This is a genomic window from Marinomonas sp. (genome assembly GCF_039940335.1).
Taxonomy (GTDB): domain Bacteria; phylum Pseudomonadota; class Gammaproteobacteria; order Pseudomonadales; family Marinomonadaceae; genus Marinomonas.
In genome coordinates this window covers 542,563-565,621 of sequence record NZ_JBDVGW010000005.1, presented here as the reverse complement: position 1 = coordinate 565,621, position 23,059 = coordinate 542,563, and the positions used below count along the sequence as shown (strand labels likewise).

Sequence of the window (23,059 nt, the reverse complement as noted above, 5' to 3'; positions counted from 1 at the left end):
CTCGGAATTCCACTCACCTCTCTCGAACTCAAGATTAGGAGTTTTAGAGGCAGTTCCAGGGTTGAGCCCTGGGATTTCACCCCTAACTTTCTAATCCGCCTACGTACGCTTTACGCCCAGTAATTCCGAACAACGCTAGCCCCCTTCGTATTACCGCGGCTGCTGGCACGAAGTTAGCCGGGGCTTCTTCTACGGTTACCGTCATTATCTTCACCGTTGAAAGAGCTTTACAACCCTAAGGCCTTCATCACTCACGCGGCATGGCTGGATCAGGCTTGCGCCCATTGTCCAATATTCCCCACTGCTGCCTCCCGTAGGAGTCTGGGCCGTGTCTCAGTCCCAGTGTGACTGGTCATCCTCTCAGACCAGTTAGAGATCGTCGCCTTGGTGAGCCTTTACCCCACCAACTAGCTAATCTCACGCAGGCTCATCTAATAGCGGAAGGTCCTAAGATCCCCTCCTTTCCCCCGTAGGGCGTATGCGGTATTAGCATGCGTTTCCACATGTTGTCCCCCTCTACTAGGCAGATTCCTACGCATTACTCACCCGTCCGCCGCTCGACGCCTGATAGCAAGCTATCATCGTTTCCGCTCGACTTGCATGTGTTAAGCCTGCCGCCAGCGTTCAATCTGAGCCATGATCAAACTCTTCAGTTAAAAAGTTTGCTTACTCAAGTATCGAAACACTAACAATTTACTTATAAAGCGAATTGACGTGTTTGACGTCTCGTAAGACTTCAATTTTTTTGATCAAATCACTAACAAAAGCTAGTAAGTCGATCTTCTGAAGTCTCCAGCGAGCGCCCACACAAATTATCTGATTATCTATTTTAAAGAGCGTTGCCGTACCACTTAAGCCACTTCGCCTCTGTGTCAGAGTGAAGCCCTGTCCGTGTCAGCGAGGGCGTATATTAAGGATCTACAGATTTAGTGCAACCCTTTTCTTTAAAAAAGACCAATTATTTTATCATTCTGTCATATTTGTGTGCTTTATCATCAATTGATCGCTTTTTTGATTGTTTTCTATACAAAAAAGGCAAAAAAAAGCCCATTCCATAAACAGGAATGGGCTTGGTTAACCTTGAGGGTCTAGTTTTGATTTCCCGCCATTTCTCTACGTCGTTTCACTTCGTAGACAATGGCTAGCAACACAGTCACCGAGATCATCACCAGTCCGAGGGCATTTACTGCCGGTGTAAGGCCAGTTCGAACTTTAGAAGCGATGTAAACCGTTAAGGTTGTGTCATAACCCTTCACGAACAATGTTGTATTGTAGTTTTCGAAGGATTGTAAAAACGCAATACCCGCCGCTGAAATGATCGCAGGTTTTAAATAAGGTAAGAGTATGCGCCTAAACGTCTGCCATTGGGTCGCGCCCAAACTTAACGCTGCATTTTCCAAGGTTCGATCAAAACGCTGCAATCTTGCCAATACCATCAGCATTACATAAGCAGCGATAAAGGTAGTTTGTGCTACGACCGTCAAAAATACCCCACCACTCACAGACAAGCTTTTCCAGAAAATCAGTGTAGAGATACCCACAATAACTCCTGGGGTTAGCAAGGGTGACATCATCAAGGTGTAAAGAAACGTCTTACCACGTCCCTGATAGGTTGAAAGTAGCAACGCACAACAGATACCAATAGGCACAGCCACCAGCAAAACACCTAGCGCAACAACACCACTGGTCCATAGAGCCTTCCACATGGCACCATCTTGAGCCAAGGCTTCAAACCACTTAAGCGTGGCGCCTTTCCAAGGAGAGACAGTAGGAAAACGACTATCATTGAAAGTTGCAATTCCCATGATAATAAGCGGCGTAAATAGGTATAGGAAAAAGATACCAATGTAGAAACGTACCCCAATACGCATAATCGTTTCTGATTTCATTTGGCAATGTCTCCTAGTCCAACTTTAAAGACGCGCATAACAAAAGCAATGAAGCCAATACACATAACGAGCAACAAGAAGGCATAAGCCGCCCCTTGGTTCCAATTACCCCCTTCAAAGAACCAGTTATAGATAATTTGCGTAAACCAACGACTACCCGGCGAGCCTAACAATGCTGGTACGGCGTAACTCCCTGCCGCCAACATAAAGGTCATAATGCAACCTGTAGCAATACCCGGTTTCGCATGAGGAATAATGACTCGATAATGTGTACGTATCCAACCGGCACCAAGGCTACGCGCTGCTTTTACTTGGTTAGTATCTAGACTCTCAATAGCGTTATAGATAGGAAACACCATAAAGAGAATATAGGCATACACCATACCTATCATTACACCACCATCGCCAGATAAGAAACGAACAGGCCTATCAATGACACCTAAACTTAGCAGTAAGGCATTTAGTGGCCCTTTGTATGCCAGAATAATGTACCAAGAGAAGGTTCTTAGGATCTCGTTTATCCAAAAAGGGATAATTAGTAGCAGTAAACACAAGGCCGCTTGGCGAGCTGTGGCTACTTTTGCTAAATAGAAGGCAATAGGGTAGCTCACCACTAGCGTCAGTAAGGTCACTAATACACTCGACCAAATTGTCTTAAAAAAAATCGCCAAATGGATTTGGTTGTTAAATAAGGTGTCGTAGTTAACCAGTGAGTAAACATCTTTTGGTCCACCGACCTCAGCCGGCAGTAGGTTTGGCCGAAAGGAGTAATCAATCATCAAGAGCTGAGGCAGTATGACTAAGCCTATCAGCCAAATCGCAATCATGCCGATAATGCCAACCGCCAAGCCACTTCCAAAGCGAGCTTTAAGCTGTTTGAACATCGTCACCTCCTCCTATCACTACGGCATCTGCTTGATGGTAAGACAGATTGATCTGCGCACCTTTTTGTAAAGCATCCGTGTACTGGTGAGCAGCCAGCTGAATGGATAACGTTTTTTGACTGCCCGTAGTCGCATTAAGCGTTAGGTAGGCACCTTCAAAGTTGACCTCTTCTATGCTCGCCTGCAACGAATGCATGCCTTCTTCTGCCTCAAGTCGGAAATGCTCAGGCCGAACAAATAAAGTCGCCTCGTCACCCACTTGCAAATCTCCTTGAGCGCGACCGGACAATACGCCTAGCCCAGCACAGTCAATTACCGCATAACCTTCATTTATCCCAGTTACTTTACCCGCGATACTGTTGTTCTCACCGACAAACGATGCAACGAAGGCGGTTTGCGGGTCACGGTACAAGGTAATTGGGTCGGCTACTTGTTGAATTCGACCAGCAGACATGACGGCAACACGATCAGACATGGTCAAAGCTTCACCCTGATCATGGGTGATATAGATAAAGGTAATACCGGTTTTACGTTGAATTTCTTTCAATTCTGTACGCATGTGTTGGCGTAGTTTTAAATCGAGAGCTGAAAGAGGTTCATCAAGTAAAAGTACTTGTGGCTCAACCGCTAAAGCTCGGGCAATGGCGATACGCTGCTTCTGACCACCAGATAATTCTGAGACACGCTTTGTCCCACTACCCTCTAATGCCACCAACTCTAATAACCGGTCTGAGGTCTTTTTACGCTCGGCTTTAGGTACACCACGAACTTCTAGGCCGAACTCAATATTTTCAGCCACTGTCATCAAAGGAAATAATGCAAGGTTTTGAAAGATCATGGAAGTGGGACGTTTATTGGCAGGTACACCACTCATGGATTGGTCGCCAATTTTCACATCACCCTGTGTAGGGTCTAAAAAACCACTGATCATATTAAGTATTGTAGTCTTGCCACAGCCAGATGGACCCAGAAAACTAAAAAACTCGCCCGATTCAATCTTTAAATCGGTTGGTTGAATGGCGGTAAAGTCACCAAACTGCATAACTACATTATCTAAATGAACACTACTATCCATGAGACTCCTCAAAAACTCATTAATAAAAACAAAAAAGCCCCCCGCAGATAACTACGAGGGGCTTTTTAACTAACTTAAGCAGACAAGAAACGATCTTGGTACTCGTTACGAAGGGCTACGTACCATGGTTCCTGAATTGGCCACCACCAAAGGTTCGCCAAGTCTTGCTCTGAGTAAGAGTCTTGGAAGAATTGTTTGGTCGCTGCCGGTAACAATGCATCAGCACCTTTCGATGTTGAGTTGTAACCCGTCGATTCAACAAACATAGCACCTGCTTCTGGAGTGTAATACCAGTTGATGAATTCATAAACTGAATCGACATTGTTGGCATTTTTCGGAATAACGAAGCCTTCCATCCAAGCCAGCGCACCTTCTTTTGGCGCACCGTAGGCAATAGGTTCACCCTCGGATTTCAGTTTGAATGCAGTACTATCCCACGTCTGGCCGATAACGGCTCCGTTGGTTCTAAACGCTCCCTGTGCTTCATTTTCTGTTGACCAGAACTGAGCAATAGAAGCTTTATGCTCCGCTGCAACTTTCAAAATTACATCAAAGTTGGCACGCATCGCCTTTTCGTTCTTGTAAGAATCAAGTAATGGGAAAGGCAACTTACCGGCTTTTTCTAGCCACAAACCAATCCCGACTAAAGAAGAATGGCCCCGTACGGTAACGCCACCAGCATTTTCTGGTAGCCACAAATCACCGTAGCTCAAGTTCTTTGGATCAGCCTTAGCATAATCGGTGTTGTAGGCAATTGCCTCTGTACCCCAATCCGCAGGGGCAAAGTAGCGTTTGCCATCGACAATGCCACCAACTTCCGAGCCGCTGATAGCACTGTCTAAACAGCCGTCCCAGTTAATACGTGACGTATCAAGAGGCTGAACTAAATCGTAGTCCACATAACCTGGTACACGGTCAACAGTAGGCATGATGATGTCAAAGCCCGTACCATCTGTCGCACGCAAGGAGTTCATCAACTCATCATTGGTGCCGTATGGTGTGAACGTAGCGTTGATACCTGTTTTCGCTTTGAAATCTGTTAACATTTCATCCGTGATGTAACCCGCCCATGCATAGATTCGTAGCTCTTTATTCGCTGCGATTGCACGGTTAATTGAAAATGGGGCAGCCGCAACAGCACTGGCTGCGGTGGCACCTTTTACAAATTGTCGACGAGAAAGAGTCATGCGTGAGCTCCTGTTTTTTTAAATGGTTATGTTGCGTTAAAAGAATAGCGCTTAAATCAAGTTACATTAAAAACATGTTTTTATTAAACACGCTTTTAATAAAAAAAACCAATCTAATACAAAATAATGACCAATTCATGACAGGAACAGCTTTTTTTCACATAAATAACTTATAGACAGGCAAAAAGTCGCCGATAGATAAGTTCTTGTCGCTATTGGCGCACATAGTTCTCTTAAATATCATCACTGGTTACCGTTATTTTTCTTTACTGAAATATTTTCGTCACACAATACCGCTATGGTGGCACTCATTGTAATTTTATGTAATTAAGGCATGTGTCACATTGAAAATATCTCAGGTAACTCGCACCACCACGATCAGTTACTTTGTAATTGCAAGCCTGCTGGTCGCTTTATTGTTGTGGGCCCTAATTAAGTTTGCTGATGCATTCGAGCAGAATGAGGCTTATAACAAAGTATGGGAAAGCTCTGCCATCGAGCTCAATCAAATGATTGAAAGCTACTTATCAAGTGGAGAAGCCTCTAAACTAAAGGGCGCAGAGGGTTTCATTAGTCAATCAATTTTGCCTTCTCTCGCCAGTATCCCAAACTCAGTTCAAACTCCGATTAGTGAGCAACTTGACAAGATACAACAGAGTCTACAATCTGATATTCGCGCTGCTGGTAAATTATCTGGCAACCCTTATGCGTTAATTGAAAATAATGAACTTCAGATTCGTTTATCTTTAGACACCTTGGCGACAAAAACCCAAGACTATATTGACCGACACAGCCTAACTGATGGGGCCATTTATCTAGCTAATCAGGCCAATCTCTATGCTAGCTTAGCGCAAATAAGCCAAGCCAAAAACGAATACCTTAGAAAACAAACGCCAGTCAACAATCAGCGTCTTGAAGAAGCTATATCGAACTTCCAATCCTATGTTCAAACGCTAATTGAGCTGCCGATAATGTCCCTAGCAGAATCGCAAGGCAGTAACACTGAGGATGACTTGTCCGCTCTAATGGGCTGGGCAAGTGATGAAGATAGTGTTGAGGTGAGCGACCCATTAGAAGAGACCAAGAGTGAATTACACACCTGGTCTAGTCGTTACCTAAAAGATGTCGAGTCGAGTTTAGCCAATATTGAAAGTGCACTCATTGCGCAGCAACATATTCGTCAGCTTATCATTGAGCTCAAAGAGATTATTAGTGATGGTTCTTACACTATTCAAAGTAACGCAGAGAAAACCCAACAACAAACTCTCATTGCCTTTTCTGCCTTTGTTATTTTGATGCTGTTGGTAACAACTTTCGTCCATCAATTTCAAAGCCGAGTGGTGGTGGGCAGTGCCCGAGATTTATTCACTGCCGTGAAAAACCTAGTCGAACATCAAGACACCAATACTATCCACCTTGGTAAGCGCAATAATGAGCTCACCGATGTCGCACGCTATCTCAACACCTACTTGGAGCAAATGGCACAACAGCGTCAACAGAAAGATACCGAACTTGCGAATATTTCCGCCTCACTAAATGAAATGCTTAGTGCTTTTGGAGAAGTTCACACTATCAGCACCGCATCAAGACAAGAGTTAGATGCGACCTTGAGCTTGTCTAATCAGATTCATGTGTTGGCAAACAAAACCGAAGTACGTGCTCGAGAAGTCGAAAGCTACGCCACCGATACCAACCATGCCATGCAGCACAGTGTCGCACAGGCCGCATCTTTAGCGCAGGCAAACCAAACTACCTTAGAGCGCTTAGAAAGCAGCCAAAGATCCTTAAAAAATTTAGAAACGTCCGTCTCCAGTGCCACCTCTATCGTAAGTGCTATTCGTGACATTTCTGAGCAAACCAATTTGTTGGCTTTAAATGCTGCCATCGAGGCGGCTCGCGCTGGAGAACATGGCCGTGGTTTTGCCGTAGTGGCTACCGAAGTGCGCACCCTCTCCAGTCGTACCCAGCAATCCCTTGAAGAAATCACCCGTATTTTTGCCACCTTAACTACAGCCACAGGTAAACTCAGTCATAATTTAGGACTTATCGAACAGGCCTCTATATCACAACGAGCGCTAACCCATGATCTAGGTGAATCGGCTCAGCAGGTTTTAGAAAAATCCGAACAGTCAGCGCACTTAGCCCAGAAAACCACTGGCTATGCTGAAGAACAAAAAAGTGGCATGAGTAGCCTGAATCAGGCGGTGGATAAAGTAAAAGAGCAAGCGGATGAGTCAGAACAGTTCATGGATAGAATGGCCAATAACATCCAGCAAAAGATTCAGGATATTACATCAACATTAGGGATCAGACGCTAACAACCACCCATAAAAAAATCCAGCCTAGACTGGATTTTTTATCAAGAGCAAGCTTGGTGTTAGAACAACACTCGCGCTTTAATAGTGCCTGCCACTTCTTTGATCTTCTCTAGAGCTAACTCGCCCGTGTCAGAATCAACGTCCATTACCATGTAGCCAATTTTTTCCGATGTACGTAAGTACTGACCAGTAATGTTGATGTTGTTTTCAGAGAATATCGTGTTGATGTTAGACAACACACCTGGACGGTTCTCGTGAATATGCAAAATACGGTGATCATCTGCTTGAGCAGGTAAAGCCACTTCAGGGAAGTTAACCGACGCGATAGTTGTACCCACATCAGAGTACTTGATCAGTTTTTCCGCTACTTCTACACCAATGTTTTCTTGAGCTTCCATGGTGCTACCGCCCACATGAGGTGTCAAAATAACATTATCTAAACCACGTAAAGGCGATACAAATTCTTCGTCGTTACCTTTGGGCTCAACTGGGAATACATCAATCGCTGCACCGCTTAGATCACCTGCTTTGATGGCATCTGCCAAAGCATCAAGATCAGCAACCGTACCACGGGAAGCGTTCATGAAAATCGCGCCTTTTTTCATTTGCGAGATTTCTTTCTTGCCGATCATCAGCTTAGTAGAAGCGGTTTCTGGTACATGTAAGCTGATCACATCACAGCTGCCTAGTAACTCTTTCATACTTTTGATTTGACGAGCATTACCTAGTGGCAATTTCGTGACGATGTCATAGAAGCATACTTCCATACCTAACGACTCAGCCAATACGCTTAACTGAGTACCAATGCTGCCATAACCGATAATACCTAAACGCTTACCACGAGTTTCATAAGAACCTACCGCTGACTTAATCCAGCCTCCACGATGACACGCTGCGTTTTTCGCAGGAATACCACGTAACAACAGAATCAATTGACCTAGTACTAACTCAGCCACACTACGAGTATTTGAGAAAGGCGCATTGAAAACAGCAATACCTTTCGCGCTAGCAGCTTCTAAGTTAACTTGGTTGGTACCTATACAAAAACAACCAATCGCTGCCAATTTGTTCGCATGGCTCAACACTTTTTCTGTCAGTTGAGTACGGGAGCGAATACCAACAAAGTGAGCATCTTCAATTTTACGGATTAGCTCATCTTCCGCTAGAGCGGTTTTGTGGTACTCAATATTCGTATAACCCGCATCGTGCAATGCATCTAATGCAGATTGATGAACGCCTTCTAACAACAAAATTTTGATCTTGTCTTTGTTTAGTGAGGTGATGCTCATGGCTGGTTCAACTTCTCTATGGTTGTGGAGGAAAAATGTGTGGCGTATCTTACCACAAAACAATTGATTTTCGTGGTTAAGATACGATCAAGTCATTCATAATCATAGGAGCAAAATTCATATCTTTAACCAGGTTATTCACTAAACAATACGCTGTAGATACACACCGGTTTCAACATGGTGAGTATAGGGAAACTGGTCGAACATTGCGTATCGCACTACCTTGTGGGTGCTCGACAAGGCGTCTAGATTTGCCTTCAAGGTGAGAGGGTTACAGGATATATACAAAATACCATCAACTTTGCGGATCAACTCTACGGTGGCATCATCCAAACCAGCTCTCGGCGGGTCGACCAAGACGACAGAAGGGGATAACTCTTTGACACCTGCTTGTTGTAGGCTTTTCGGTAGTTCAGCATCGCCATTTAAGGCCGCGGAGACATCTTCACTGGCCATTTTCACGACCTGAACGTTATCCATACCATTGATAGCGATATTTAATTGCGCAGAATTAACCGACACCTTAGAAATTTCTGTGGCCACTACACGATCAAAATGACGCGCTAAGGGAATGGAGAAGTTACCATTACCACAATACATTTCGAGTAAATCGCCACTGGCATGGCGCGTCACATCCAACGCCCATTCCAGCATTTTTTCATTAATGCCAGCATTGGGTTGGGTGAAGCTATTTTCCACTTGTTGATAGTGAAACTTTTGGCCATTTACGGTCAGGGTTTCCATAACAAAATCGCGGCTTAACACTTGTTTCTTCTTACGACTACGGCCAATAAAGTGACACGCTGGGAAGTCTTTATAAAGTGTTTTCGCCGCACTATGCCATTCTTCATCGATAGGCTTGTGGTAAAGCAAGCTAATCAGGGCTTCGCCTGTGGTAGTCGTCAAAAAGTCTACTTGAAAGAGCTTATGACGCAATACCGGCACATCCCGAACCGCATCCAATAAAGCTGGCATCAACTGGTTTATTTGTTCGGACGCGGCGAGAAATTGATCCGTACGGATAGGGGTTCTTGGGTCCGCAGAATCAAACATGGCATAGAACAAATCATCACCATCGTGCCAAATACGAAACTCTGCACGCATTCGATAATGGCTAGCTTTGCTGGCAAACACTTCCATTTCAGGCAAGGTTAAGCCGTCCATGACACGGTTCAGTTCAGCTTGTTTTTCGCTTAACTGGACGTCGTACTGTTCTGGTTGAATTTGATCCGGTCTCATGGGTTTTCTCTTTGGCGATAGCAAACAATATTGGCGCGGGATTATACGAGTTATCTAACAACAAATCTAATCACCAAGGCAGGAGTATAGAAATATCCTAATTAGTGCAAGTACTTTTGCCCTAGCAGGATTTCCATCGATAAAGTAAGGGAGAGAACGGCTCGGTAATCTTCGTCAGCCTCATAAGTCATTTGTGGCTTCACTCTGCCTATCAGCCAGTTTTTGTAGAGTTTATGGTGGTATTCGAGAAAATATAACACGCTGTCGGAAGAAACTTTTGATTCACCTTCCTGCAAAAAACTCAGTTGATAATTCAAACGATTCTTCTCATCTAACTGATGATGAAGATAAAAGTCTTCTCGTACATATAGAGTCGACTCACTATCCAACCAAGTAGTACCTAGGTTGGCGCCTAACAGGACGTTAGGGGTCGAAAAATACGTTGCGCCCACTTGATAACGAGCACCAGCCCCTTCATCGTAGTAAGCAAAAACTTCTTCAAGCTGGCGCCACTCCCAAGAACTATAACGCTCCCCTTGGAACAAGCGAAAGCGCACAAATGGGTTTAAAGGGAAATCGACTTTTATCCCGGCATCAAAATCTGCTCGCCACTCTTCCTTTATATATCTCAATACGGCACTAACGTTAGAGTCCAGCGCTGAATCTAAAACGCCGATATTTTCAGTTGACTCGCCACGGACATTATCTTGGGAAATAGTGTCACCGTCAGACTCAATCACCAGCCGTAAACGATCTTGTGTATTGGGGAGCTTAAGGCGTGCTTTAAAGTCAAAAAAACCCGAGTACTCACCGCGATCATTGATAATAGGCCCCATGCGCAAACGCACATAGCTATCACTCGGCAGTTTTTGTTCCTGCCCAGATAGGTATTCATCAATGCCCTCGGACCAAGCAGCAACTCGAGTAGAGGCGGCTTGGTGGCTGCTCTGCCACCAAGACATAGAGGTGTTATCACTAGCGGCTTCACTGTCACTATTACTTTGCGCCAATGAGTCCATCGAACATAGCAATCCGATGCCACACAAGAAAGGGTACAACGCGTCCTTGTTGCTTAACATAGAGGCTTAGCCTCTTAGCATTTGCTGAATCATTAAAGAAGAATTTTCCGCCGCGACTTTTAGGTACTCTTCAAAACTCTGTGGTGACTCTTTGCCTGCAATATCAGACAAAGAACGCACCACTACAAACGGCGTAGCAAATTTATGGCAAACCTGTGCAACAGCCGCGGCTTCCATTTCAACGGCCACTAATTCTGGGAATAAGCCTCGAACATTCTCTACCCGGGTAGGATCACTCATGAAGCTGTCACCAGTGCCGATAAGACCAACCTTCGCCTGCACGCGATTTACGACTTGCACGGCATCGCACGCTTTCTCCAGCAAAGCAGAATCCGCAGCAAATCTCGCTGGCATCTGCGGCACTTGACCCATTTCATAACCAAAAGCCGTTACATCAACATCATGGTGTAGTACGTGATCAGAAATCACCACATCCCCAACATTTAATGCACTATCATAGCCGCCAGCAGAGCCAATATTAATCACGTACTCGGGTGCAAACTTAGCCAACAGCAAAGTAGTAGAAACGGCGGCATTCACCTTACCAATACCGGATTGTAGAAGTACCACATTCTGTCCTTCGAATGAGCCACTGAAAAAATGACAACCTGCAATACTCTCTTCGGTTACATCCACCATCCAAGATTTGATTAGAGCAACCTCTTCATCCATTGCACCAATTAATCCGATTACACTCATTCTTTACTCCTCAATTTTATTAGTTGCCTTGGACATAGCGGTGCTCAAAGCGGTGATCTGTTCACTAGAATAGGGCATGTTCATTTCAAACAACTGAACAGAGCCAGGTATTCCTTGTGGCCATTTTTGCACCGCCACAAGCCTCACATTAGGGTAATGTAATTGTATATTTTCTATTAACTTTTTATCTTGTGGTTCCAATAATACCATTACTGTATCACTGTTATAGGATAATAAGGTTGTGGTTGCTGATAGGCTTTCTAAACAATGAGAAGGAATAGAGCGTAACTCCAGTCCGGAGAACCAAATTGCCCGAGAAACCCGACTGCCTCCTACTACAACCCATGCTGAATCCTGCTCACCAAACACACTAGGGTAGATACTGTCTTTTAAACTAACCTCACGTAATCCCTGATACAGATAATATTCAAAAATGCCGCCTGATAGCGTCAGTATTTCAGCTTCGGGATAAGCGCGCTCGGAATGACTATTAAGCCATAATAAGGGTAAGCTTTCTGAGCCATATTGTTCCTGTAGAGATTGAGTCATTTTCTGTTGGGCAACACCCTCGTGTAAACAACCGATAATCACCACATCAAAGCGTTCAACCATTATCGATTGAGTAAAGAAGCTATCAGCATCCATATAAAACTCTACCCTAGCTCCAAGCTTATCGAGCATGGCTTGAATAGCCTCTTCATGAGGGTAGTCCAGCGCTACCCAAGCGACCACTAATGGGAGTGAAACAGGCTCTGCACCGGTGCCGATTCTTGGCAAACCAAGATCTAAATGAAGCCCAGTACTGGTCTCCTGTAGACTACCATCCAGCTTATCCAGTAGTGTTTGAATCAACCAAGCGATTAATGGTCGTGCATTGACATCACCGCTTATTTTAAGAACCAGTTGATTAACTTCATACTCCACACTTACTGACTTATTCAGTACGTAGCATGTCATCAGAACAACTCGAATCAAACTGCGTAAACAGCCTGAATTTGGCACTAGTTGCATCCCTGTTTTAGCCGAGCATGTCAAGCTTGTTGACACACTGGAGATCTTAAGCGCTGAGGAGACAAAGACACTTTCTTCGCTTAGTAGATCTCCTAGTGGTCGCATTTCCTCTTGGCCTGTTTCGCTTTTTAAGCATTCAAAAACAGACACCAATAGCATGAGCCAGCCTTGCAGCTCTGAACCGCTGCCGTAGAAAGAGGGGCTTGATAAATAGTCCATTTCTGCCAGTAAGGCGCTACCTTCTGCCCGACTTTGCATAAAATCTGAATTAGGATCTAGCTGCTCTAACTGCCAAGTTAGGCGCATTTCATGAGTCATGTTGGTGCCGATAAGTAACAAGCCTCGATAGGCATATTCGTTTCGAAACGACATGACTTGCCAATGATAAATTTGCCCTATGTCCTGAAATGTTAGCTCAAAGGCAATGTCCGAAGCCCCCTTAAGAGCATCTTGTATTGGTTGATGACAATGTATTGGCATAAAGTCAAAGACCGTTTTCGCCCTTCTATGGTCTGGAAACAGCGATTTTGCTTGGCCGTTCATCATTTCTATTTCTGCCACTTCACTGCAGAAAATGATGACATTGTCACTGGCTTCTAGTAACACATGGAAACGCCTGTCTTTACCTTCAATTAGCGCTCTGTAGTGACTGTTCTGCTGTTGTATCGGTGCAAACTCATTAAAAGGTAAGTTATTGGGAGACGCCTTCTGGACGCGTTTCAGCGGAGTAAAAATAAAATGCCGCGCCCCCATTAACAATATAAAGAATAAACCAAGTAAGACACATACAATCACGACCATGGGCAAAATGCTTTTAGAAAGTACATTGCCCGTTAAACTGCCTTGTTGGCTCAACTCCAACTGTAATTGTGCTTGAACGGGGGTCTTAATCACTTGCGTGGAGCGCAATAGTGAGGAATCTGGCTCAAAGTCATTAGCATGTTCCTCTAGAACGACTTGACCACTCGCCTGATCATAAATACGGACCATGTCAGCCTGAGCACTAACATACAACTCATAGGCTAAGGTCAAGTTAGCGTTTAAGGAGATAAAACCATATAGAAAACCGACATTCTCATTCTCTTTCGACACGATTTTTTTCTTATAAATCATTAACGAAGCACCATCAGATGTCGTCCGCTTAACCCACTGACTAATCTCTGTCGGCACAATTAAACTGGATAAATCTACCTTGGTAAATAAACGTGCCCTTGGATCAATGGATTGGCGGCCATCACTCCATTCGATGTAAAAAAAGTCTAAGCCGCCAAAAAACAAAATTTCATGGTGACCAAAAAGCATTTCCAATTCTCGGCCTGACTCATAATCTCCCAAAATCAAATCTTGGCTAATAAAGCTCATCTCAAATTCTGAACGGACCAAATAGGCATTAAAAGCTTGTTCGACAGCCGCATGACTTAAGTTTAATTTTTGCTCAATCAGCGCTTTGTTTTGAGCATTAACAAAATATAAAGCCCCACCTAAAGCAACCACAAACACAGCGCAGAATAAGCAAACAAACAGTTGCTGCAAGCGCTTCTTCAAGCTAACTTTTATTTCTGCCATATAGACCTCGAATAGCGATATGCCTGACGCTGTAGCTCGCCCAACCGCTCATCACTTAATGGCATATTAACTAAGCTACCACTTGCTATGTATAACCTTGGCATACGTGCGCCCTCCAAATCCCTTTTAACCGCCTCGGCCATCCCAACCGCCAGTTCATCTTGCTTAAATAAGTAGCTCATAAGAACCAGCCCATCTCTTAACCCCCTGATGTCTTGAGAGGATAAGCGCCAAGTGTTCGTTTGGGTTTTTCCTTCCAGCCCCAGCGCCTTTATTGCCAAGACCACACCATCAGAAATTGCTTGGGTACAACTAAACACAAAATCAACCGAGGAAGTCGATAACAACTCAAGTGCCGCTTCATAAGCTAACTTTTTACTATTTTCGACACTTCTAATAACTTTAATTTTTCGATTATTGTCGTACATACGATCTAGAAAAGTGTCACAGCGCGCGTGGCTAAGATAGTCTGGTGGCAACACCAAAGCATGCATAGAAGATTTTATGGGCAACTTCTTATGAATTTCGAAGGCCAACTGGGAAGTTGCCTGCCTTTCATCAAAGCCGATGTAGATCAACGGTGGATGGTTCTCCCAATTCCTTAAGGGGGTCGCCATATCATAAACAATAATCTTAGGTTTTATAGACAGTAAAAAGCGCTCTACAATACGACTTTGAACCGCACCTCCTCCTGTAACTAATAAGTAATCGGGATCCATTGCGGCGATTTTCAAATAACCTTGCAATGCCCCTTCGCTGCCCCCTAAATAACCACTTTCAGTAAAGGTGTCTAAACGGTAATCAATTCGCAGTTCACGCATTCTCTGTTTGAACGTTTCTAAAATTGCTTGGTTTTTTAGAGACGACTCTAGCCCTACCAGCTGAATCACAATACGCAAAGTCTCTTGTGGTGGCTTGTTGATAGGGATGCCAGAGGCTTCCACTACTTCGGCGAACTGCTCTCCTAGAGGTAACTGCTCTGGATATGAACTATAAAATTGCTGACTATCAATAAGAATGGAGGAAAGGGTTGTTGAGAAAGAAGACTGTATAGGCAAGAGGCCAATAAGCACAATTTTTAAAAAAGCACCAAAGAATGTCTGTTGCATAATTAGGTTCCAAGGCGAAGCCGCTGCGCTTTTATTCCAACGCCAAAATAAGCAAAACTCAATCTTAGAAGATAAAGGCAATACCTTGGCAACACAAGCATCACCAAAGCTTAGCGACCAAAGAAACGCTACAATGACTTATTTTGGGCAAAAAAAAAGCTGACATAAAGTCAGCTTTTTTAAATTTGGTGCGGAAGGAGAGACTCGAACTCTCACGCCGTGAAGCACTGGAACCTAAATCCAGCGTGTCTACCAATTCCACCACTCCCGCAAGGAATGGCGAGCATTATAGGCAAATGATTTTACAGGTCAAGCACTTTTATAATAAATTTTAAAATACTTGAAAAAATATTGCCCTGCTCGCTCAACTAGAGACCTGTTTTAAAAAACACGACCATTTTGATATTCGCCATGCTCGTAGCGTACCGCCATCTCTTCTAAGTCAATGGTATGAATGCGGGAAGCCTGACCTGCACAGCCAAATGCTTCATAACGATCAATACAAACCGCTTTCATCGCTTTAATACTTTCCGTTAAGTATTTACGCGGATCGAAGTTGCCTTTGTGTTCCGCCAAACTACGACGAATAGCCCCAGTAGCCGCTAAACGTAAATCGGTATCAATATTCACCTTACGTACGCCATAACGAATGGCTTTAACGATTTCATCAATCGGAACACCATATGTTTCAGGGATATCACCACCAAATTCATTAATGATAGATAGCCAATCCTGAGGTACGGAAGAAGAGCCATGTAATACGATGTGAGTATTTGGGAGTAGTTCAACAATCTTACTAATACGCTCAATGTCTAGAATGTCACCAGTAGGCGGACGAGTAAACTTATAGGCACCGTGACTTGTACCGATGGCAACAGCCAAGGCGTCAATGCCCGTTGCATTAACAAAATCCACAGCCTCTTGAGGGTCTGTTAGCATTTGGTCGTGGGACAAGATTCCTTCTGCACCAACACCATCTTCTTCACCTGCTTGCCCTGTTTCTAGGGAACCCAGACATCCAAGCTCACCTTCTACTGACACACCGCAAGCGTGGGCAAATTCGACCGTACGGCGCGTAACGTCAACGTTATACTCATAGGAAGCAGGTGTCTTACCGTCCGCTTCAAGAGAGCCGTCCATCATTACAGAGGAGAAACCTAGTTGAATCGAACGTTGACAAATAGCAGGTGAGGTACCGTGATCCTGGTGCATTACAACAGGAATATGAGGGTAATCTTCAATAGCAGCTGCGATAAGGTGACGTAAGAAGTGAGAACCTGCGTATTTACGCGCACCAGCAGAGGCTTGCATAATGACAGGTGAATTGACTTCGTGCGCGGCTTCCATGATCGCTTTAACTTGCTCCATGTTATTCACATTGAAAGCAGGCAAGCCGTAGCTGTGCTCGGCGGCGTGATCTAATAGCTGACGCATACTAATTAAAGGCATAAAAGTTTCCTCTGACTGACAGTATATCTTCCGTGAAACATCACAAAAGATGGAACTAACCTAGGGTTAGGTCGCTGTTTTATTTATATTCACAGTGTTTATCAAACCATAAACACTGTGTGGCTTACGCCTTATCGTCATTCTTGGTACGAGTACCAAGAGAGTCACTCTCTAGTTTCATATCCGCCAACTCACCGTGAATAAGCAAAATCTAGATTCTGACTTATTCACTCGTGGTTAACGTGATCGGCTTTCGCCATTATTATGTGGAATGATCTAACGTCATTCTTTATACGCTATTATGACGCGCGGGATTCCAACATCGCAACAGCTGGTAGTACTTTTCCTTCAACAAATTCCAAAAAGGCGCCACCACCAGTAGAAATATAAGAAATTTGGTCTGCTAAACCATATTTATCAATCGCCGCTAGCGTATCGCCACCACCCGCAACTGAGAAAGCATCACTTTGTGCAATGGCTTGTGCAACCACTTCCGTTCCTTTAGAGAAGTTATCAAACTCAAATACACCACAAGGACCATTCCAAAGAATCGTTTTTGCGCTTTTCAAGATTTCCGCTAAGGCTTGAGCAGAATCAGGACCAAGGTCCATAATTTCTTCATTGTCCGCCACCTGATCAACAGGCTTGACCGTTGCAACAGCAGTGTCAGAGAACTCAGTTCCCACACGAACATCGGTCACCGCTGGAATATCAAGATCTGCCATTAGCTTTTGTGCTTGAGGGATTAAGTCTTTTTCATGTAAAGACTGACCTACGTTGTAACCTCTTGCCGCCACAAAGGTGTTAGAAATCCCGCCACCGACAATCAACTGGTCGCAAACTTTTGACAAAGACTCTAACACCGTCAGTTTGGTTGATACTTTTGAGCCACCAACCACCGCTACTAACGGACGCGCAGGATTGTCTAGTGCCTTTCCAAGTGCTTCTAACTCGGCGGCCAACAAAGGACCTGCACAGGCCACAGGAGCAAATTTACCCACACCATGAGTCGATGCCTGAGCACGGTGCGCTGTACCAAAAGCATCCATGACATAAATGTCACACAAAGCTGCCATTTTTTTCGAGAGTGCTTCATCGTCTTTCTTCTCGCCGACGTTAAAGCGCACGTTTTCAACAAGAACAACCTGACCCGCAGCCACTTCAACACCGTCTAGCCAATCTTTGACTAATGGTACATCTTGACCAAGTAGCGTAGACAAATGATCCGCCACAGGCTTAAGAGAATACTGTTCGTCGTACTCACCTTCCGTTGGGCGACCTAGGTGAGACATAACCATGACTTTGGCACCAGCTTCTAGGGCCAGTTTGATCGTTGGTAACGCTGCACGAATACGTGCATCACTGGTAACTTGTCCATCTTTTACTGGCACATTCAAATCTTCACGGATCAGTACACGCTTGTTTGCTAAATCCAGATCCGTCATATTAATTACAGTCATTTCGATACCCTCATCATTTAAGCTTAAACAGTAAAATTTAAATCTTCTTGTGCTTCACACAACCTTCTTACTTTTCGATCAAGGTCGCCCAATATCTCGCCACATCTAACATGCGATTGGCATAAGCCCATTCATTATCAAACCAACACAATAACTTAACTAAGCGCCCATCAACCACTTTCGTTTGCGAGCCGTCCACTATCACAGATCGAGAATCATGGTTGAAATCAACCGATGCATGAGCTTCTTGTGTATACCCTATTAAACCTGCATATTTCCCTTGAGTTGCGCGTAACAGCTGGGCATTGATCTCAGCCTCAGTCACATCACGCTCCGTGCGCAACACCAAATCAATAACAGAGACATTCAATGTGGGTACACGCACGGCATTACAGGCCATTTTGCCATTCAACTCGGGCATCATGCGGTTAATCCCTTTCGCCAACCCCGTATCGACTGGAATAATAGAGCTCAAGGCCGCCCGAGTTAAACGCAGATCTTTCGTGTGATAACCATCAATGATTGGCTGATCATTCATTGCAGAGTGAATGGTTTGAGTCGTACCGTGCTCAATACCTGCGAACCGCTTTATCGTATCCAATACTGGCAGTAGGCAATTCGTGGTGCATGAAGCGGCCGACACAATACTGTGGTCAACACTCACTTCGGGGTGATTAAAACCATAAACAATAGTGGCATCCACTTCCGCATCCGCTGGCTGAGAGAGCAAAATACGTGGAATACCCGTGGTTAAATAGGCTTGCGCCCCTTCTCTATCCGCAAAGCTGCCGGAGCATTCGAGAATCATATCGATAGCCAGACCTGACCAAGGAATGTCTTCTGGTTTTTCACAAGCGAAACACAGTATTTCATCGTCTTCTACCAACAAGCTGTTCGCAGAAGTTGAAATTTGTTTAGGGAAACGACCATGAGTGGTGTCATAGCGGGTTAGGTAGCTGATTGTGTCGATATCAGCAAGCTCATTAATCGCGACCACCTGCATTTGCTCACGATAGCCATTTTCATACAAAGCTCGTAACACCGAACGACCGATTCGGCCATAACCATTTATCGCGACTCGCAACATAGCCCTACTTCATCGCATTCATGAGGAATAATCCTCTATTATAAAACACAAAAATGGGGTGCCTTTGCAGGCGCCCCCATTTGCAATTGAGTGCCGTAATCAATTATGCAGTCAGTACTTTCTCTGCAGTTGCCACAACATTCTCTACCGTGAAGCCAAAGTGCTTCAGTAGATCACCACCAGGAGCAGATTCACCAAATGTCGTCATGCCAACCGTAGCGCCTTCAAAACCAACATATTTAGCCCAAAAATCTACGTGAGCGGCTTCAATGGCAACGCGTTTCGTCACAGAAGCAGGCAATACAGACGTTTTGTAAGCGGCATCTTGAGCATCAAAAACAGTCGTTGATGGCATAGAAACCACACGAACGTTTTTGCCTTTTGCCGTAAGCGTTGCAGCAGATTCAACCGCTAGTGCAACTTCTGAACCGGTGGCAATCAAGATTAAATCTGGTGTACCGGCACAATCTTGTAGCACGTACCCACCCTTCTGAATAGCCGCTAATTGATCCGCTGAACGAGCTTGAGCAGGTAAGCCTTGGCGTGAAAATATCAATGAAGTTGGCCCATCACGACGCTCAATAGACGCTTTCCAAGCCACCGCTGTTTCTGTCGCATCACACGGACGCCATACCGCCATATTTGGTGTCATGCGCAAGTTAGCAAGCTGTTCAACAGGTTGGTGAGTTGGGCCGTCTTCACCTTGACCAATCGAGTCATGGGTGTAAACAAAGATATTTTGAATTCCCATTAAGGCAGACATACGTACCGCATTACGTGCGTATTCCATAAACATCATGAAAGTCGCACCGTAGTTGATGAAGCCGCCATGCAAAGAAGCACCGTTCATGATGCCGCTCATGCCAAATTCACGTACACCGTAGTAAACGTAGTTACCTGCTGGATCTTCTTGAATGCCTTTAGAGCCAGACCAAAGCGTTAGGTTTGAACCTGCCAAGTCAGCAGAACCACCTAGTAACTCTGGCAACATAGCGCCGAAGAAGCCGATAGCATTTTGTGATGCTTTACGGCTGGCTATGTTTTCGCCTTTCGCTTGGCATTCTTCAATGTAAGCTTGTGCTTTCGCTGCAAAGTCAGCGGGTAGCTCACCGTTCAAGACACGACGTTCAAATTCTGCGGCCAATTCAGGATAAGCAGCTTTATAAGCGGCAAGGGTTTCGTTCCACTTAGCTTCGTGGTCGTCACCTGCAGCTTTCGCATCCCAGCCTGCGTAAACATCGGCAGGAATTTCAAATGGTGCATGTTCCCAACCCAAGAATTCACGAGCGGCAGCGATTTCTTCTTCGCCTAGTGGTGCACCGTGACAGTCATGGCTACCAGACTTGTTAGGAGAACCAAAGCCGATAATAGTTTTACAGCAAATCAATGTTGGTTTGCTGGTTTCCGCTTTCGCTGCTTCAATAGCGGCTTTGATGGCTTCTGGATCATGGCCATCAACGTCAGCAATAACGTGCCAGCCGTAAGATTCAAAACGCTGTGGTGTGTTGTCTGTGAACCAACCTTCTACATGACCATCAATGGAAATGCCGTTGTCGTCCCAGAAAGCCACCAACTTACCTAAGCCTAAAGTGCCCGCTAAGGAACACGCTTCATGGGAGATACCTTCCATCAAACAGCCGTCACCTAAGAAACAGTAAGTATTGTGATCAACCACTGTGTGGCCTTCACGGTTAAACTGGGCCGCCAAAGTTTTTTCAGCGATCGCCATACCAACCGCATTACTAATACCAGCACCCAAAGGACCTGTCGTTGTTTCTACACCGTCTGTGTAGCCATATTCCGGATGACCTGGTGTTTTGGAGTGTAATTGACGGAACTGTTTAAGCTCTTCGATCGGTAGTGCATAACCTGATAAGTGTAGTAGTGAGTAGATCAGCATAGAGCCATGGCCGTTAGACAGTACAAAACGGTCACGATCCGCCCATTTAGAATTGTTAGGGTTGTGCTTTAGAAAGTCGTTCCACAAAACTTCAGCTATATCAGCCATACCCATAGGCGCACCAGGATGGCCTGATTTGGCTTTCTGAACAGCATCCATACTTAAAGCGCGTATAGCATTAGCGAGTTGTTTACGAGACGGCATTATTATTCCACTCCTAGTAGCTTAATGAACAATAGAGATCCACTTTCCACGCCATAGAGCAATGTCTAGCGTGCAGACGGTTAAGCTCTGCGATTACGCCCCAGATTAGAGCAATGAAAAATGAAACTGCATTAGAATGATTCCAATCCTAGCAAAAAAGAAACCGCTTTGCTCTCTTATATCCACCCCTTAGGTTGATAATTAGACATTTTTCATGCATTATTCTCGACCTTAACAGCGTCGATTTGTTTCGGCTTGCGGACGCTATATAAAATCAGCTAAACAGAAGCACGACGCCTGTTTAGCTGTACCGATTGCTAAGCGGGTTTTTTTATACCTTTTTAGCGCTTATCCATCATTTTGATAGAGGCACTAATTACATGTCAGATTATTCATTATTTACTTCAGAATCTGTTTCTGAAGGCCATCCAGATAAAATTGCAGACCAAGTGTCTGACGCCATCCTTGATGCTATTTTAACGGAAGATCCTCAAGCCCGCGTGGCCTGTGAGACCCTAGTAAAAACGGGCATGGTATTGGTAGCAGGTGAAGTACGCACAAATGCGTGGGTGGACATTGAAGAGATTACTCGCAACGTTGTAAAAGAGATTGGTTATAACAGCTCAGACATGGGCTTTGACTGGGAGTCCTGTGCGGTAATGAACGCCATCGGCAAACAGTCTGCAGATATTGCAGTGGGTGTTGATGAAGCTAACGAAAAAGAGCTTGGTGCCGGCGACCAAGGCCTAATGTTTGGCTTTGCCACCAATGAGACCGATGTCTTGATGCCTGCCCCTGTGACCTATGCTCATCGTCTTGTTCAGCGCCAAGCAGAAGTTCGTAAAAATGGCACTCTAGACTTCTTGCGCCCAGACGCAAAAAGCCAAGTAACGTTTCGCTACGATGAAAATGGCAAGCCTTGTGCGATTGATGCAGTCGTTCTTTCTACACAACATAGCGCTAACGTGAAGCAATCCGATTTGCGCGAAGCCGTTATGGAAGAAATTATTAAGCCAGTATTGCCAGAAGAATGGCTTTCAGCTCAAACCAAGTTCTTCATTAATCCTACTGGCCAATTTATTATCGGTGGCCCTGTTGGCGACTGTGGTTTAACAGGTCGTAAGATTATTGTCGATACATACGGTGGCATGGCTCGCCATGGTGGCGGTGCTTTCTCTGGTAAAGACCCATCCAAGGTTGACCGTTCTGCTGCCTACGCTGGTCGTTACGTTGCCAAGAACATTGTCTCAGCAGGCCTTGCAGATAAATGTGAAATCCAAGTGTCTTACGCTATCGGTGTCGCTGAGCCGACATCTATCAGCATTAATACCTTTGGCACTGGCAAGATTAGTGATGCACAAATCGTCGATCTAGTTCGTGACCACTTCGAACTGCGTCCAGCAGGCCTAATCAAGATGTTAGATCTAAAACGCCCAATCTACTTGCCAACAGCGGCGTACGGTCACTTTGGCCGTACCGGTGACAACTTCACCTGGGAAAAAACGGATAAAGCTGACCTATTGCGTAAAGCAGCAGGTTTATAAGTAGCGCTTTTTAAGCTATAACAAGCCCTCTCTAAGACATGTTTTAGAGAGGGCTTTTTTTATTCAATTT

Annotated in this window: 16 protein-coding genes, 1 tRNA gene, 1 rRNA gene and 1 riboswitch; of the genes, 2 read left to right on the top strand and 16 right to left on the bottom strand. The window is 44.7% G+C overall.

All coding sequences use genetic code 11. The annotated features are described in order from the left end of the window. The 5 genes from ABJF92_RS04660 to ABJF92_RS04640 all read right to left on the bottom strand — a co-directional run. Window positions 1-656, bottom strand: a 16S ribosomal RNA gene (locus tag ABJF92_RS04660); the annotation flags it as partial. A gap of 432 nt (window positions 657-1,088) precedes the next feature. Then, entirely contained in the window at window positions 1,089-1,889 is an 801-nt protein-coding gene (locus tag ABJF92_RS04655; protein ID WP_446814676.1) for an ABC transporter permease, read from the bottom strand. After that, the gene (locus ABJF92_RS04650; protein WP_446814675.1) at window positions 1,886-2,773 is read right to left on the bottom strand and encodes an ABC transporter permease; all 888 of its coding nucleotides are present in this window, start codon (window positions 2,771-2,773) and stop codon (window positions 1,886-1,888) included. The genes ABJF92_RS04655 and ABJF92_RS04650 overlap by 4 nt, the downstream gene beginning before the upstream one ends. Further along, entirely contained in the window at window positions 2,757-3,848 is a 1,092-nt protein-coding gene (locus ABJF92_RS04645; RefSeq protein ID WP_446814674.1) for an ABC transporter ATP-binding protein, read from the bottom strand. Before ABJF92_RS04645 ends, ABJF92_RS04650 begins: the two co-directional genes overlap by 17 nt. Before the next feature lie 74 nt (window positions 3,849-3,922). After that, window positions 3,923-5,035 carry an extracellular solute-binding protein gene (locus ABJF92_RS04640; protein ID WP_446814673.1) on the bottom strand — a complete coding sequence of 371 codons (1,113 nt, stop codon included), beginning with the start codon at window positions 5,033-5,035 and terminating at the stop codon, window positions 3,923-3,925. Window positions 5,036-5,379: 344 nt separating this feature from the next. Between ABJF92_RS04640 and ABJF92_RS04635 the strand changes: the two genes are divergently transcribed. Further along, window positions 5,380-7,353, top strand: coding sequence for a methyl-accepting chemotaxis protein (locus tag ABJF92_RS04635; protein WP_446814672.1), 1,974 nt, complete (start codon window positions 5,380-5,382; stop codon window positions 7,351-7,353). Window positions 7,354-7,412: 59 nt separating this feature from the next. On the opposite strand, the gene serA is transcribed toward ABJF92_RS04635, so the two are convergent. The 11 genes from serA to tkt all read right to left on the bottom strand — a co-directional run bounded on the left by serA (window position 7,413) and on the right by tkt (window position 21,445). After that, window positions 7,413-8,642 carry a phosphoglycerate dehydrogenase gene (serA, locus tag ABJF92_RS04630; RefSeq protein ID WP_446814671.1) on the bottom strand — a complete coding sequence of 410 codons (1,230 nt, stop codon included), beginning with the start codon at window positions 8,640-8,642 and terminating at the stop codon, window positions 7,413-7,415. 141 nt (window positions 8,643-8,783) lie between these two features. Then, entirely contained in the window at window positions 8,784-9,881 is a 1,098-nt protein-coding gene (trmA, locus tag ABJF92_RS04625; protein WP_446814670.1) for a tRNA (uridine(54)-C5)-methyltransferase TrmA, read from the bottom strand. Between the two features lie 101 nt (window positions 9,882-9,982). Beyond that, window positions 9,983-10,960: a hypothetical protein gene (locus tag ABJF92_RS04620; protein WP_446814669.1), complete on the bottom strand. Its 978-nt coding sequence runs from the start codon at window positions 10,958-10,960 to the stop codon at window positions 9,983-9,985. A gap of 6 nt (window positions 10,961-10,966) precedes the next feature. Then, window positions 10,967-11,659: a 5'-methylthioadenosine/S-adenosylhomocysteine nucleosidase gene (gene mtnN, locus ABJF92_RS04615; RefSeq protein WP_446814668.1), complete on the bottom strand. Its 693-nt coding sequence runs from the start codon at window positions 11,657-11,659 to the stop codon at window positions 10,967-10,969. A 3-nt stretch (window positions 11,660-11,662) separates the two neighbouring features. Then, the gene (locus ABJF92_RS04610; protein WP_446814667.1) at window positions 11,663-14,236 is read right to left on the bottom strand and encodes a hypothetical protein; all 2,574 of its coding nucleotides are present in this window, start codon (window positions 14,234-14,236) and stop codon (window positions 11,663-11,665) included. Beyond that, complete coding sequence (locus ABJF92_RS04605; protein WP_446814666.1) at window positions 14,224-15,345, bottom strand: substrate-binding domain-containing protein; 1,122 nt, start codon at window positions 15,343-15,345, stop codon at window positions 14,224-14,226. The genes ABJF92_RS04610 and ABJF92_RS04605 overlap by 13 nt, the downstream gene beginning before the upstream one ends. A 186-nt stretch (window positions 15,346-15,531) precedes the next feature. After that, window positions 15,532-15,616, bottom strand: a tRNA-Leu gene (locus tag ABJF92_RS04600). A 110-nt stretch (window positions 15,617-15,726) separates the two neighbouring features. Then, the gene (fba, locus tag ABJF92_RS04595) at window positions 15,727-16,794 is read right to left on the bottom strand and encodes a class II fructose-bisphosphate aldolase (protein WP_446814665.1); all 1,068 of its coding nucleotides are present in this window, start codon (window positions 16,792-16,794) and stop codon (window positions 15,727-15,729) included. A 299-nt stretch (window positions 16,795-17,093) separates the two neighbouring features. Then, window positions 17,094-18,254, bottom strand: a complete 1,161-nt coding sequence (locus ABJF92_RS04590) for a phosphoglycerate kinase (protein ID WP_446814664.1) — start codon at window positions 18,252-18,254, stop codon at window positions 17,094-17,096. Between the two features lie 67 nt (window positions 18,255-18,321). Further along, window positions 18,322-19,341 (bottom strand): type I glyceraldehyde-3-phosphate dehydrogenase, encoded by a 1,020-nt coding sequence (locus ABJF92_RS04585; protein WP_446814663.1) that lies wholly within the window; start codon window positions 19,339-19,341, stop codon window positions 18,322-18,324. A gap of 103 nt (window positions 19,342-19,444) precedes the next feature. Continuing rightward, a complete protein-coding gene (tkt, locus tag ABJF92_RS04580; RefSeq protein ID WP_446814662.1) occupies window positions 19,445-21,445 on the bottom strand; it encodes a transketolase in 2,001 nt (666 codons plus the stop codon). Between the two features lie 227 nt (window positions 21,446-21,672). Then, window positions 21,673-21,748, top strand: a riboswitch (SAM riboswitch). A gap of 77 nt (window positions 21,749-21,825) precedes the next feature. Here tkt and metK point away from each other — a divergent pair. Next, on the top strand, window positions 21,826-22,989 hold the full coding sequence (metK, locus tag ABJF92_RS04575) for a methionine adenosyltransferase (RefSeq protein ID WP_446814661.1): 1,164 nt from the start codon (window positions 21,826-21,828) through the stop codon (window positions 22,987-22,989). The last annotated feature ends 70 nt before the right edge of the window (window positions 22,990-23,059 follow it).